Origin of the sequence: Comamonas sp. JNW, assembly GCF_003105075.1 — a bacterium.
GTDB classification, from domain to species: domain Bacteria; phylum Pseudomonadota; class Gammaproteobacteria; order Burkholderiales; family Burkholderiaceae_C; genus Comamonas; species Comamonas squillarum.
In genome coordinates this window covers 79,623-92,755 of the sequence record NZ_QETI01000013.1, presented here as the reverse complement: position 1 = coordinate 92,755, position 13,133 = coordinate 79,623, and the positions used below count along the sequence as shown (strand labels likewise).

At 63.3% G+C, this 13,133-nt stretch carries 11 protein-coding genes; 3 read left to right on the top strand and 8 right to left on the bottom strand.

Features of this window, described 5'->3' with window-relative positions:
• Positions 1–17: 17 nt before the first annotated feature.
• From DCO45_RS17770 to hemA, 3 genes are all read right to left on the bottom strand, one after another.
• Entirely contained in the window at positions 18–2,042 is a 2,025-nt protein-coding gene (locus DCO45_RS17770) for a PEP/pyruvate-binding domain-containing protein (RefSeq protein ID WP_243419407.1), read from the bottom strand.
• 8 nt (positions 2,043–2,050) lie between these two features.
• Positions 2,051–3,136: a peptide chain release factor 1 gene (gene prfA / locus DCO45_RS17765; protein ID WP_116927072.1), complete on the bottom strand. Its 1,086-nt coding sequence runs from the start codon at positions 3,134–3,136 to the stop codon at positions 2,051–2,053.
• Between the two features lie 126 nt (positions 3,137–3,262).
• Entirely contained in the window at positions 3,263–4,579 is a 1,317-nt protein-coding gene (gene hemA / locus DCO45_RS17760) for a glutamyl-tRNA reductase (protein WP_116927071.1), read from the bottom strand.
• Between the two features lie 79 nt (positions 4,580–4,658).
• Here hemA and DCO45_RS17755 point away from each other — a divergent pair, with 79 nt between their 5' ends.
• The 3 genes from DCO45_RS17755 (at position 4,659) to DCO45_RS17745 (ending at position 7,558) form a co-directional block, all read left to right on the top strand.
• On the top strand, positions 4,659–4,937 hold the full coding sequence (locus tag DCO45_RS17755) for a hypothetical protein (RefSeq protein WP_116927070.1): 279 nt from the start codon (positions 4,659–4,661) through the stop codon (positions 4,935–4,937).
• A gap of 69 nt (positions 4,938–5,006) precedes the next feature.
• Entirely contained in the window at positions 5,007–6,446 is a 1,440-nt protein-coding gene (locus DCO45_RS17750) for a hypothetical protein (protein WP_133248195.1), read from the top strand.
• Positions 6,447–6,583: 137 nt separating this feature from the next.
• Positions 6,584–7,558: a tripartite tricarboxylate transporter substrate binding protein gene (locus DCO45_RS17745; RefSeq protein WP_116927068.1), complete on the top strand. Its 975-nt coding sequence runs from the start codon at positions 6,584–6,586 to the stop codon at positions 7,556–7,558.
• Between the two features lie 84 nt (positions 7,559–7,642).
• On the opposite strand, the gene ugpQ is transcribed toward DCO45_RS17745, so the two are convergent.
• From ugpQ to ugpB, 5 genes are all read right to left on the bottom strand, one after another.
• Complete coding sequence (ugpQ, locus tag DCO45_RS17740) at positions 7,643–8,416, bottom strand: glycerophosphodiester phosphodiesterase (RefSeq protein WP_116927109.1); 774 nt, start codon at positions 8,414–8,416, stop codon at positions 7,643–7,645.
• A 115-nt stretch (positions 8,417–8,531) separates the two neighbouring features.
• Positions 8,532–9,539: a sn-glycerol-3-phosphate import ATP-binding protein UgpC gene (locus DCO45_RS17735; RefSeq protein ID WP_116927067.1), complete on the bottom strand. Its 1,008-nt coding sequence runs from the start codon at positions 9,537–9,539 to the stop codon at positions 8,532–8,534.
• Between the two features lie 54 nt (positions 9,540–9,593).
• Positions 9,594–10,442: a sn-glycerol-3-phosphate ABC transporter permease UgpE gene (ugpE, locus tag DCO45_RS17730; protein ID WP_116927066.1), complete on the bottom strand. Its 849-nt coding sequence runs from the start codon at positions 10,440–10,442 to the stop codon at positions 9,594–9,596.
• A gap of 2 nt (positions 10,443–10,444) precedes the next feature.
• A complete protein-coding gene (gene ugpA, locus DCO45_RS17725) occupies positions 10,445–11,326 on the bottom strand; it encodes a sn-glycerol-3-phosphate ABC transporter permease UgpA (RefSeq protein WP_116927108.1) in 882 nt (293 codons plus the stop codon).
• Positions 11,327–11,436: 110 nt separating this feature from the next.
• Positions 11,437–12,753 carry a sn-glycerol-3-phosphate ABC transporter substrate-binding protein UgpB gene (gene ugpB, locus DCO45_RS17720; RefSeq protein ID WP_116927065.1) on the bottom strand — a complete coding sequence of 439 codons (1,317 nt, stop codon included), beginning with the start codon at positions 12,751–12,753 and terminating at the stop codon, positions 11,437–11,439.
• Positions 12,754–13,133 lie beyond the last annotated feature (380 nt).

The window sequence follows — 13,133 nt, the reverse complement described above, 5'->3', positions numbered from 1 at the left end:
TTCGCTGTTGCTGCCGCTTATGGGCGGGCGGCCTGCACAAAGGGCCGAGATTGCAGGACCAGGATCTGGCCACCGGCAATGGCCCATTCAATATCCTGGGTGCGGCCGCCAAACTGCTTTTCGATCGCAGCGCCGGCATGGGCCAGACGTTTGACCAGCGCATCGCTGAGCACCTGGCGCTGCGCCACGGCCACCTCCTGCACGCCGCCGCCGGGCGCCAGGCGCAGCTCGGTGTCCTCGGCCGAGCGGCTGAGCACCTGCACGGCCTGGCTGCGGCGCGAGTACAGCACCTGCTCTGCCACGCGCCGGCCTTCCACCACGCGGATGCCAATGCCGCGCTTGGCGGCGATAAAGATGCTGTGCGGGGTGCCGCCCAGCGGGTCGCGCGTGACCATGACGCCCGAGGCCTCGGAGTCCAACGCCTGCTGCACCAGCGCCGCCATCGCGACGGCATCCTGCGCAATGCCAGCGGCACGGCGCGCCTCCCAGGCCTCGAAGTTGAAGACCGAGGCCCAGACCTTGCGCACGGCATCGAGCAAGGCTGCTTCGCCCTTCACATGGGGGACCGTGGTGTAGAGGCCCGCGCCACTGAAGCCGGGCAAATCCTCTGAGCTTGACGAGCTGCGCACAAACACGCCGGCCTGCTGCAGCTGGCTGGTCCAGCGCGCCTGCAGGCTGCTGGCAAATGCGGCATCGAGCGGCATCTGTTCGATCTCGGCGCGCAGCGCAGCCAGCGCATTGCGCCGCACGGCGGCGTCGCTGTCAAAGCCCGGCTGCTGCTGCATGCGCGCGACTTTTTCGGCCAGGCCAAAACGCTGCATCGCGGTGGCATAGGCGCCAAAGGGCAGGCAAAAACCATCGGGCACGCTGACCCCGGCAATGCCCGCATGCCGCACTTCTCCCAGGTTGGCAGCCTTGGCCCCGCACTGGCGGCGGTTGGCAGCGCGCAGGGCGGCCAGAGGCTGCAGTGCGGTGCTGTGGGTGTCTTTCTGGATGCTGGCGCCGGCGATGCTGCGTTTGATTTTTGATCGCGTTATGGCTTGGTCGCGCTCGGCATCGGTGGCGGCACGCAGCTGGTAGTCCTTGGCGCTGACCGCCAAGTGCACCCATTGGCCGTTGTACGCCGCCAGCAGCTGGCTGGCATCGCGCACATAGGCGTTGGGTACGCCCCAGCCTTTGGCCAGCAGGTTCACGTGCGAAACCATGGTCGAAGGCTGCTCGGTCAGCACGCCTGCCACAGGCGGCAGCGCGATGGGCACCTGGCGCAGCACGACGATGTCGCTGGGCAGCAGGTCATGGACTTGGTCGATATCGTCCACCAAACGCAGGCGGCCCACGGCCTGGCCCGGGTTCAGCGGTAAAAAGCGTTGCTGGCCGATCAGCGCGCTTTGCGTCACTGCGGGGATGCCTGCAGTGGCAGCCACCTGCTCTTGCGCGCTGGCATTGGCCTTGAACTGCACCGCTGCAAAAAAGTGGCTGCGCAGCTGGGCCTCGGTTTCGCGCAGCAGGCTGGCGGTCAGCTGGTCGCCTTCCCAGAATTCATAGACAAAGCCGTCGATCTGCGGCTGCCAGCTCAGGGTGCCCAGGATAAAGCGGCGCTCTGCGACGCGGTAGTTGCGGTTCAGCGCCTCCCTGCCGCCACGCAGCAGGCCTTGCTCGCGCAAAAAGCGGTCGTGCAGCTGAAAGCGTGGGGTGTTGATGAAGTACAGCCGCGCTGCAGGCTGTGCCTGGCGGTCGATCACAAAGATCACATGGGGCTGGGCCAGCGGCGTGCCGGCGTTGTAGACGCGCGCCAGCTGGTCAAAGGCGGCATGGCTCATCAGATCAGCGGCAAAGGGCTGGCTGCTGTGGTTTCCCATGGCCTGCGCCGGTGAGGGGCTGCCTGGCCTGGCGATCAGCTCTTGCGGCGCGCGGCCATCCTCGTACATCGAAGGCTTGCGCGCCAGCTGCGCCGAGGCGCTGCTCGCGGCCAAGGCCAGCGCCATGTATCCCGCAGCACGCCAGGCCGCGCGCCCTGCAAAACCGGGGTGGTGGCTGGGCATCGCAGGCCTTATTGGTTGACTTCCAGCTCGGCCAGCAATTCGGCCTCGCGTTCGGACTGCAGCGCTTCCATCAGTTCGCTGAGGTCACCGTCCATGATGAAACTCAGCTTGTACAAGGTCAGGTTGATGCGGTGGTCGGTGACCCGGCCCTGGGGAAAGTTGTAGGTGCGGATGCGGTCTGAGCGATCACCCGAGCCGATCAGGCCCTTGCGCATCGCCGCTTCCTTGGCAGCGCGCTCGCTGCGCTCTTTTTCCTGGATACGGGCCTGCAGCACCTGCAACGCCTTGGCCTTGTTGCTGTGCTGGCTGCGGCCGTCCTGGCATTCGGCGACGATGCCGGTGGGCAAGTGGACGATGCGCACGGCCGAGTCGGTCTTGTTGATGTGCTGGCCACCGGCGCCGCTGGCGCGGAAGGTGTCGATGCGCAGATCGGCCGGGTTCAGGGTGATGGCCTGCTGCTCATCGGGCTCGGGCATCACCGCCACGGTGCAGGCGCTGGTGTGGATGCGGCCCTGGGTTTCGGTGGCGGGCACGCGCTGCACGCGGTGGCCGCCCGATTCAAAGCGCAAGGTGCCATAGACGTTGTCGCCGCCGTCAATGCGCAGCACCACTTCCTTGTAGCCTCCCAGCTCGGCCTCGTTGGCGCTCATGATCTCGACGCGCCAGCCCATGCGCTCGGCGTAGCGCGTGTACATGCGCGTGATATCGCCGGCAAACAGCGCCGATTCATCACCGCCGGTGCCGGCCCGCACTTCGACAAAAGCGGGGCGGGCATCGTCGGGGTCCTTGGGCAGCAGCATGCGCTGCAGCTGCGCGGCCAACTGTTGCAGCTCGGCCTCGCCGCTGCTGATCTCTTCGCGCGCCATGTCGGCCATGTCCGGGTCGGCCAGCATTTCCTTGGCGCCTTCGATATCGGATTCGATCTGCTGGTAGCGCGCAAAGCGCTCGGCCACGGCGGCGACATCGGTGTGTTCGCGCGAGAGCTTGAGGAACTGCGGCATGTTGGCCATGATGTCCTCGCGCGAGAGCAGAAAATTGAGCTCATTGAGGCGCTCGGCATAGCGTTCCAGCTGTTGGCGGAGAAAGTCTTTCATGGCGACCTGATAAGGCAGGGCCTGCGCATGCGCTGCAAAAAAGCAGAGATCAAAAAAAGTGCAGGCCGAGTAAGGAGAAGAGGGGCGAGGAGGGCGAGCAAAGGGCGGCCAAGCCGCGCAGCGTCGCTACAAACCCGATTGGTGGCCGTTGCCGCCGCCGCGTTGGCTGCGCAGAAACAGGCGCGAGACCATGTCAGCCGTCTGGGCACGCGCCTGGGCGTCGCCCGCGTGCAGCTCGGCCATGGTGCCGTGCAGAATCTTTTGCGACAGGCCGCGTGTCAGTGCATCGAGCACCGCGTCCATGTCTTCGCCCTTGGCCAGGCGCTTTTTTGCGCGCTCGATCTCCAGCGCACGCCAGACGTCGGCCTGCGCATTGATCTGCTGGATCAGCGGCACAGCGCCGCCTTCGGGGGCACGCTGATCCATCCAGTGCATGAAGCGCTGCACGCCGGCATCGATGATGGTTTCGGCCTGCACGACGGCCGCCTGGCGCTGCTCCTGGCCGGCCTTGACCACATGGGCCAGGTCGTCCACGGTGTAGAGGTAGACATCGCCCAGGTTCTTGACCTCGCCCTCGATATCGCGGGGGACGGCCAGGTCCACCATGAAGATCGGGCGGCGCTTGCGTTTTTTCAGCGCGCTCTCGACCGCGCCCAGGCCGATGATCGGCAGGCTCGATGCGGTGCAGCTGATGATGGCGTCGTATTCGTGCAGGTGGTCGGGCAGATCGGCCAGGCGCATGGTGCTGGCGCCAAAGTGGCCCGCCAGTTTTTCGCCGCGCTCCAAGGTGCGGTTGGCCACCGTGATGTGGGCCGGCTGCTTGGCCGCGAAATGGGTGGCGCACAGCTCAATCATCTCGCCAGCGCCAACAAACAGCACGCGGATCTTGGTCAGGTCTTCAAACAGCTGGCCGGCCAGGCGCACGGCAGCAGCGGCCATGCTGATGCTGTGCGCGCCAATTTCGGTGGCGCTGCGCACTTCCTTGGCGACGGCAAAGCTGCGCTGGAACAGCTGGTTGAGCGTGGTGCCCAGCGAGCCGGCTTCTTCAGCCGCACGCACGGCGTTCTTCATCTGGCCCAGGATCTGGGCCTCGCCCAGCACCATCGAGTCCAGCCCACTGGCGACGCGAAAAGCGTGGCGGGCGGCCAGGTCGTTTTGCAGGGTGTAGGTGTAGTTTTTCAGCGCCTCGGCGGGCAGGTCGCCGTTTTGGGCCAGCCAGCGCAGGGTGTGGTCAAGCGCCGGCTCTTGGGCGGCGCAGTAGATCTCGGTGCGGTTGCAGGTGGACAGGATGGCGGTTTCCACACCGGCGTGGCTATGCACACCCGAGATCGTGCTGCGCAAACTCTGCAAAGTTGGCGCAATCTTGTCGAGTGCAAATGCAAACCGGCCGCGAATGTCGACCGGTGCCGTCGTGTGGTTGATGCCCAGGGCCCAAACTGCCATGCCAGGGATTATAAAATCTCTGTAAATCCATTGCTTGTCGTATCAGTACCAGCTTGACTTATATCAACCTGTCCGCTCCATGCTTGCCACCACCAGCCTCTGGCATCTGCTGAACTTCTGTGCCCCGGCCGCCTTTTTGGCGCTGCTGCTGGTGCTTGCCCGCTGGCTGTTTGCACACAAGGCCACGCCGCTGCTGCCCTGGTATGGCCAGCTGGCGCTGCATTTTCTGGTCGGCTGCGCTGCGCTCTTCGTCGCGCTGCTGTGGCAAGGCCGCGACGGCAGCCTGATGGGCTATGCGCTTTTGGTGATGGCACTGGCCAGCAGCCAGTGGGTGGTGCTGGGTGGCTGGCGGCGTTGATACCGAGGCTCTTATTATTTTCTGCGGCGCTGGCTATACGTTTCTTTACAATTCAGACATAATTGTGGGATGACCACCACAACGCCTTTGTCTGGCCACCGCTCCCGGTGGCTTTTCTGTATCTGCTTCTTGGTGGTGGGCGCGGCAGCGGTTGCGCTAGTCTGGGGCTCGCAGGCCTTGCTGTTTGCCGATACCAATGATTTTCAACGCGTGGTGGGCCATCTCTACCTGACGCCCATGGGCAACGGCATCCACTGGGCGCTGCCCGATCGGCCCTTTCGCACCCCGGGCAATCCGGAGCTGGCCTCGCACATGTTCACTTTTGCCGGCTGGGTGCAGCGCTTTATGCCTGGGAATATGTTTGACCTCTCGCGCACGGCGCTGGCGGCCAAGCTGCTGCTGCTCGCCTATGCCGCTGTGCTGGCCTGGGCATGCGCGGCGGCGCTGCAGCGTGGCGCGCTGGGCTGGTCGGCCATGGCGCTGGCCTGGCTGGCCGTGTTCTTCATGGCACACAACATCGGCATGGCCCAATCCTTTTATGCCGAATACGCCTGTCTGATCGCGCTGCCGCTGCTGCTGCTGGGCCTGCTGGCCTCGCGCCGGGCTGTGCGGATGGTCGGACTGGGCCTGGGGGCGCTGGTGTGCGGCCTGGCCAAGGTGCAGTATTTCTATGTGCCGCTGCTGGCGCTGTTGTGCGTCTGGGCGGGCGCCCGCTGGCAGCGCATGCTGCCCGACAAGGGGCTGCTCAAGCTGCTGCTGGCGGTACAGGTGCTGTGCCTGGTGCCCTTGCTGATCGGCAAGAATGCGAGCCTCAATGCCTACCATGGCGTCTACCTGGGCTCGTACATGGTGCTCACACCCGGGCAGCTCGATGGCCTGGGCGTGCCGGCCGAGCGCCGGGACTGCATCGGTGTCGATGCCTGGGGCAATGCACTCTCGGGCCCCGGCGGCACCCAGGTGCTGCACACGGATCGCGATTGCTACCCCGTCACGCCCAAGCTGGGCAAGGGCGATGTGCTGCGGCCTTATCTGCACTATCCGCTGACCCTGTGGCGCCTGGCCCGCTTTGCGCTGCCCAGCCATTTCACCGTGCAGTACTTCCATGTGTTTCCCGGTAACTTCTACCTCCATCGCCACGACGGCGGTGCCCAACCGGTCACCGACCTGCTGCTGCGCATGAGCGCGCAGCGCGACCGCATCGTCACGCCGCTGGCGCCCCTCTTCCTGCTGGCGGCACTGGCACTGTTTGCGGCCAGCCGCAGCCGCCAGGCCGGCCGCTTGCGGCCTCTGGCGGTGGGCAGCTTGCTGCTGGCGCTCCTGGTGGTCTCGCAGGTCATCATCGTGATGCTGGGCGAAGGCGTGCGCGATATGAGCAAGCATCTGTGGGCCGCGCAACTGGCGCTGGACATGCTGGTGCTGCTCGTGGCCGTGCAAGGCCTGGGCTGGCTGGGGCTGTGGTGGCGGCGCAAGGCAGCGCGCGCTGCCGAGGCGACTGCAACTACCGCCTGACGGGTGCGGCGTCAATCCGAAAAAATGCGAGACAGGCGCTGGTTGTAGAAGCGGGGTGTGCCGGTCATGATGGGTCTGTGCAGGCTGCGTTCGCACGGCCTGCCTCTCTACCGATAACAAACCCAAGGAGACAGACCATGAAGTACATTGCACACGCCTGCCTGGCAGCCATCACGGGGCTGGCGTTCAGCGCCGCGGCCCAGGCGCAGCAGCCTTTTCCGACCAAGCCCGTGCGCGTGGTCATCGGCTTTCCCGCTGGCGGCCCGCTGGACCAGCATGCCCGCCTGCTGACCGACAAGCTCCAGGGCGTGCTGGGCCAGCCCATCATCGTTGACTACAAGCCTGGTGCCGGTGGCGCAGTCGGGGCGCAGGATGTCATGAAGGCGCCAGCCGATGGCTATACCTTGATGCTGGCCAATACCGGTGTGATGGTGATCAACCCTGCGCTCTACCCCAAGTTGCCCTACAGCACCTTGCGCGATTTCACACCGGTGGCGCGCACGGCCATGCAGCCCTTGGCCCTGCTGGTCAACAACAAGGTGCCGGCCAAGAACCTGCAGGAGTTCATCAGCTACGCCAAGGCCCACCCGGGCAAGGTCAACTTTGGCTCGGCCGGCAATGGCGGCATCAGCCACCTGGTGCCCGAGATGTTCAAGAGCGCCACCGGACTGGACCTGGTGCATATCCCCTACAAGGGCAGTGCGCCGGCCTTTACCGATCTGGTGGGCGGCCAGGTGCAGTTCATGGCCGAGAGCATTCCGCAGGCCGCTGCCTACCACAAGCAGGGCAAGGTGCGTGCGCTGGCCGTCACCAGCAAGGAGCGCAACCCGGCGCTGCCCGAGGTGCCCACGGCTATTGAAAGCGGGCTCAAGGGCTTTGAGGTGGTGGGCTTCTATGGCTTTCTCGCACCCGCAGGTACGCCCAAGGAGGTGGTGAACCAGCTCAGCGCCGCCTTTGGCCAAGTGATGCAGATGCCCGATGTGCGCGGGCGCATGGTGGAGCAGGGCGCGGACCCGGCCTTTCTCGGTGCGGAAGCGTTTAGCCAGTTCCTGGCTGGCGAGATGCCGCGCTGGGCCGAGGCGGTCAAGGCCTCGGGCACCAAGATGGACTGACACAGCAGGCCCATCGCAAAAAGCCCGGCATGACCGGGTTTTTGTATAGCTATAAAAAATATAGCATCTAGCGCACTTAGTGTTTCAAAGCCGTGGGCCATCCTGGGCCGGGCTGAACAGGTCCACCCGGTCGGTGATGATGCCGTCGGTGCCCAGGTCAATCAGGCGCTGCGCAGCCCATTCGTCGTTGACGGTGTAGCTGCTGCAGTAGAGGCCTGCGGCATGGACCTTGGCCACCAACGCGGCATCCCAGAGCGCATGGTTGAGCACCAGCGCCTGGCAGCCCAGCTCCAGCGCCAGCTGCAGCTCGGCGTCACCGCTGCCATCGGCCAGCTTGTCGACCAGCAGGCCGCGTGGGATATGCGCTGCCACTTCGCGGGCGCCGCGCAGCGAATCGGCCTTGAACGAGGTGAAAAGCGGCGGCACCACGGTTTGCGGCCAGATGCGGTTCATCAGCGAACCGGCGGCACGGCCTGTTTCCAGCTCCTGGCCGGGCGTGGGCTTGATCTCGACATTGAGAAAGAGGTGGTTGGCCAGGCACCAGCGGGCCAGCGCCTCGAGGGTGGGCAGGTTCTCGCCCGCATGGCTGCGCGAATGCCAGCTGCCGGCATCGAGCTGGGCGAGCTCACCCATGCTCAGGTCGCTGCCCGTGCCCTGGGCATTGGTGGTGCGTTTCAGGTCCGCATCGTGCATCAGAAACAGCACGCCGTCGCGGCTGAGCTTGGCATCGCACTCGAACATGCGGTAGCCGTGCGCGGCGCCCAGGCGGAAGGCGCTCATGGTGTTCTCAGGCGCCAGTTTGCCTGCGCCGCGGTGGGCCACCCAGCGTGGATAGGGCCAGTTGCTAGAAAGCGTCATATCAATCTCGATGAGAAAAAAGAAAAGCGCCACAAGTGCTGCACTTGGGCGCTGGTGTTCAAGCGTTCAGGTCAGGAGCCAAGGCGTGGCCGTTGTGCTCATCGCCTTGCCACGCTCAGATGCGCTTGCCGGTATCCGCATTGAACCAGTGCAGGCGGTCTTCGCGTGCGCTGATGCGCGCCACTTCACCGGGCTTGGGGAAGGGCGTGCCTTCTTCCACCCGCACGGTGACCTGCTCGCCGCCCACTTTGCCGTACAGCAGGCGCTCGGCGCCCAGCAGTTCCACGGTTTCCACCTGGAATTCCCAGCCGCCCGAGTCCACCAGGTCGATGTGCTCAGGGCGGATGCCCAGGATCTGGCCGGCCTTGCCATTGGCAGAATTTTTCAGCAGGTTCATCGGCGGCGAGCCGATGAAGCCGGCCACAAAGGTCGAGGCAGGGGTGTGGTAGACCTCTTCGGGCGTGCCGAACTGCTCGACATTGCCGCCGTTCATCACGATCATGCGCTGGGCCAGCGTCATCGCTTCGACCTGGTCGTGGGTCACGAACAGGCTGGTGATGCCCAGCTCGGCGTGGAGCTTCTGGATTTCGATGCGGGTCTGGCCGCGCAGCTTGGCGTCCAGGTTGGACAGCGGCTCGTCAAACAGGAAGACCTGGGGCTGGCGCACGATGGCGCGGCCCATGGCCACGCGCTGGCGCTGGCCGCCCGACAGCTGGCGCGGCTTGCGGTCCAGCAGGTGCGACAGCTCCAGGATCTTGGCAGCCTTGTCCACGCGGCGCTTGATCTCGTCCTCGGGCACCTTGGCGAGCTTCAGGCCATAGGCCATGTTCTCGTAGTTGCTCATGTGCGGGTAGAGCGCGTAGTTCTGGAACACCATGGCGATGTTGCGCTTGGCGGGCTCGAGGTTGTTGACGATCTTGTCGCCAATCATCAGGTCACCGCCGGTGATTTCTTCGAGGCCGGCAATCATGCGCAGCAGGGTCGACTTGCCGCAGCCCGAGGGGCCCACCAGAACGATGAATTCACCGTCCTTGATTTCGGCATTGACGCCATGGATCACGGGCACGGCCGATTTGCCGGTGCCGTAGCGTTTGACAATGTTCTTGAGAGAGATGGAAGCCATAAGAAGGTTTCGTTGTATCGGTCAAAGATGGTGGAGGGACAAGATGGCGAGGGGTTACTTTTCGGTATCCACCAGACCTTTGACAAACCACTTTTGCATCAGCATCACCACCAGGGTCGGCGGCAGCATGGCCAGGATGGCCGTGGCCATCACGATATTCCAGTCCACAGCGGCTTCGCCACCGGCCAGCATGCGCTTGATGCCGATCACCACAGGGTACATGTCTTCCGAGGTGGTCATCAGCAAGGGCCACAGGTACTGGTTCCAGCCGTAGATGAACTGGATCACGAACAGCGCAGCGATCGAGGTGCGCGACAGCGGCACCAGGATGTCCTTGAAAAAGCGCATCGCGCCCGCGCCATCGATGCGTGCGGCTTCCACCAGCTCATCGGGTACCGTCAGGAAGAACTGGCGGAACAGGAAGGTGGCGGTGGCCGAGGCGATCAGCGGCAGGGTCAGGCCGGCATAGCTGTTGAGCAGGCCCAGTTCCGCCACGACCTTGTAGGTGGGCAGAATCCGCACTTCAACGGGCAGCATCAGCGTGAGGAAAATCGCCCAGAAGCAGATCATCTTGAAGGGGAAGCGGAAGTAGACGATGGCAAAGGCCGACAGCAGCGAAATCGCGATCTTGCCGACGGTGATGATCATCGCCACCCAGAAGCTCACCCACATCATGTGCATGACGTTGGTGTTGGAGCCCAGCTTGCCAGAACCAAACAGCGCGGCCTGGTAGTTCTCCCAGAGGTGGGCGCCAGGCAGCAGCGGCATGGGGGACTGCACGATCGCGTCCGCCGTGTGGGTCGATGCGATGAAGGCCAGGTACAGCGGGAAGGCCACAATCGCCACGCCGAGCACCAGCACGGCGTGCGAGAAGAAATTGAGCCAGGGATTGCGGTCAACCATGATCAGTACTGCACTTTCTTTTCAACATAGCGGAACTGCACCACGGTCAGCACAATGACGATCAGCATCAGCACGACGGACTGCGCTGCAGAGCCGCCCAGATCCAGCGCCTTGAAGCCGTCCTGGTAGACCTTGTAGACCAGGATCGAGGTCGATTGGCCAGGGCCGCCTTGCGTTGCCGCATCGATGATGCCGAAGGTGTCGAAGAACGCGTACACGATGTTGATCACCAGCAGGAAGAAGGTGGTGGGCGAGAGCAGCGGCAGCTGGATGTTCCAGAAACGGCGCCAGGGGCTGGCACCATCGATCGATGCCGCTTCGATCAGCGCCTTGGGGATGGACTGCAGGCCCGCGAGGAAGAACAGGAAGTTGTAGGAAATCTGCTTCCACACCGAGGCCATGACGATCAGCGCCATCGCCTGGTTGTCATTCATCATGTGGTTCCAGTTGTAGCCCAGCTTGCCCAGGTAATAGGTGACCACGCCGATAGATGGCGAGAACAGAAACACCCACAGCACGCCGGCAATGACAGGTGCGACGGCATAGGGCACGATCAGCAAGGTCTTGTAGACCATCGCAAAGCGCACGATGCGGTCGGCAAAGATGGCCAGCACCAGCGAGATGGCAATGCCCGCGCCTGCGACCAGCACCGAGAACATGGCGGTGCGCTTGAAGGAATTCAGGTAGGTGGGGTCGGCGAACAGGTTGCGGAAATTATCCAGCCCCACCCATTCGGTGCTCATGCCGAAGGCGTCTTCCATCTGGAAGGACTGCAGCACAGCCTGGCCAGCGGGCCAGAAAAAGAAAATGCCAATGATCAGCAACTGCGGTGCAATCAACACCCAGGGCAGCCATTTAGAGCGGAAAAGTACGCGTTTTTCCATGATGGAGCTCAAAAACAAAAAAACCGCCGGGGCTGAGGGCAGCCGCCGGGCGATGGCTCATCGACTGCGCCCGCCCTACGCGTGCAGGGTGGGCGCATGTGATGAAAGGATTAAGGCTTGTACGACTTTTCGAAGCGGGCCAGCAGTTCGTTGCCGCGGGACACGATGGAGTCCAGGGCTTCCTTGCCGGTCTTCTTGCCAGCCCAGACCTGTTCGAGTTCTTCGTCCTCGATGGTGCGGATCTGTACGTAGTTGCCCAGGCGGATACCACGCGAGTTGTCGGTCACCTTGCGGATCATCTGGGTCACGGCGGTGTCGGTGCCAGGGTTCTTTTGGTAGAAGCCGGACTTCTCGGTCAGGTCATACGCGGCCATCGTCACAGGCAGGTAGCCGGTGCGCTGGTGCGAAGCGGCCTGCACCTTGGTTTGCGAGAGGAATTCGAAGAACTTGGCCACGCCCTTGTATTCTTCGGACTTCTTGCCAGCCATCACCCACAGCGATGCGCCACCGATCACGGTGTTCTGAGGCGCGCCCTTGACGTCAGGGTAGTAAGGCAGGGGTGCCAGCGCATAGGCAAACTTGGCGTTCTTGGCCACGTCGCCGTAGAAACCGGACGAGGTCTGGATCATCGCGCATTCACCCGCGGTGAACGAAGCCTGGGCGGTGGAGGCACGGCCCTTGTAGACAAACTCACCGGCCTTGGCCGCAGCGGCCAGGTTGTCGATGTGCTTGACGTGCAGGGGCGAGTTGAGCTTCAGGCGGGCCTTATAGCCGTTGGCGCTCAAACCGTTTTGTTCGGTCGCGAACTCGACGTTGTGCCAAGTGGAGAAGGACTCCAGCTGGGTCCAGCCTTGCCAGGCCAGCGTCATCGGGCAGCTGTGGCCGCTTTCCTTGAGCTTCTTGGCAGCAGCGAACACTTCAGGCCAGGTGGTGGGCGCCTTTTCCGCGTCCAGACCGGCCTTCTTGAAGGCGTCCTTGTTGTAGTAGAAGATGGTCGTCGAGCTGTTGAACGGGAAGCTCAGCATCTGGCCGTTAGGTGCGGTGTAGTAACCGGCCACGGCTGGGATGTAGGCCTTGGGGTCGAAGGATACGCCGGCGTCGGACATCACCTTGCCCACGGGCACGGTGGCGCCCTTGGAGGCCATCATCGTGGCGGTGCCCACTTCAAACACTTGCAGGATGTGGGGCGCATTGCCCGAGCGGAAGGCTGCAATCGCTGCCGTCATCGACTCGTCGTACACACCCTTGAAGGTTGGCACAACCTTGTATTCCTTCTGGCTGTCGTTGAACTCCTTGGCCAGGTCGTTGACCCATTCGTTGTTCACGGCGGTCATGGAGTGCCACCATTGAATCTCGGTGACGGCATGGGCGGACAGGCTGGTAGTGGCTGCAATACCGGCAGCGATGACCAAACGCTTGAAGTGCATGAATGCTCCTAGGGGTTTATAAAACGCTCAAAAACGAATCGTATGTGGCGTTTGTGAATGTTCTGTGACGTTGTGGCATATCCGCTGGTTTTAGGCAACTGGGGAAAGCCAGCGCCCGTCCGCACAGCGTCAACAAATACAAGGCGTTACGATTGTAGTTCAGCCGCCATTCGTATTCGAGAGAAAAGTGTAACCTTAGGGGTTTAGACGCGACAGCGCTTTGGGGTTGTCACATGGGACTGTCAAACAGTTGTGGTAGAGGCGGGTGCGGGGTTCGAAATGCTCAATTTCGATCAAATAAGAAAAAATAGGAAAAAGTACGCGCTGACGCCGGCGGGTACTGGGATGGGCTCAAGACCGTCTGGTGCAGTGCGGCAAAG

What these genes read in the sequence shown, in the direction of transcription:
- DCO45_RS17745 (WP_116927068.1), top strand. Translation starts at nt 6,584, where the DNA reads ATGAAGTACATTGCACACGCCTGCCTGGCAGCCATCACGGGGCTGGCG.
- DCO45_RS17770 (WP_243419407.1), bottom strand. Translation starts at nt 2,042, where the DNA reads ATGCCCAGCCACCACCCCGGTTTTGCAGGGCGCGCGGCCTGGCGTGCT.
- DCO45_RS17735 (WP_116927067.1), bottom strand. Translation starts at nt 9,539, where the DNA reads ATGGCTTCCATCTCTCTCAAGAACATTGTCAAACGCTACGGCACCGGC.
- prfA (WP_116927072.1), bottom strand. Translation starts at nt 3,136, where the DNA reads ATGAAAGACTTTCTCCGCCAACAGCTGGAACGCTATGCCGAGCGCCTC.
- ugpB (WP_116927065.1), bottom strand. Translation starts at nt 12,753, where the DNA reads ATGCACTTCAAGCGTTTGGTCATCGCTGCCGGTATTGCAGCCACTACC.
- ugpQ (WP_116927109.1), bottom strand. Translation starts at nt 8,416, where the DNA reads ATGACGCTTTCTAGCAACTGGCCCTATCCACGCTGGGTGGCCCACCGC.
- ugpA (WP_116927108.1), bottom strand. Translation starts at nt 11,326, where the DNA reads ATGGAAAAACGCGTACTTTTCCGCTCTAAATGGCTGCCCTGGGTGTTG.
- DCO45_RS17755 (WP_116927070.1), top strand. Translation starts at nt 4,659, where the DNA reads ATGCTTGCCACCACCAGCCTCTGGCATCTGCTGAACTTCTGTGCCCCG.
- hemA (WP_116927071.1), bottom strand. Translation starts at nt 4,579, where the DNA reads ATGGCAGTTTGGGCCCTGGGCATCAACCACACGACGGCACCGGTCGAC.
- DCO45_RS17750 (WP_133248195.1), top strand. Translation starts at nt 5,007, where the DNA reads ATGACCACCACAACGCCTTTGTCTGGCCACCGCTCCCGGTGGCTTTTC.
- ugpE (WP_116927066.1), bottom strand. Translation starts at nt 10,442, where the DNA reads ATGGTTGACCGCAATCCCTGGCTCAATTTCTTCTCGCACGCCGTGCTG.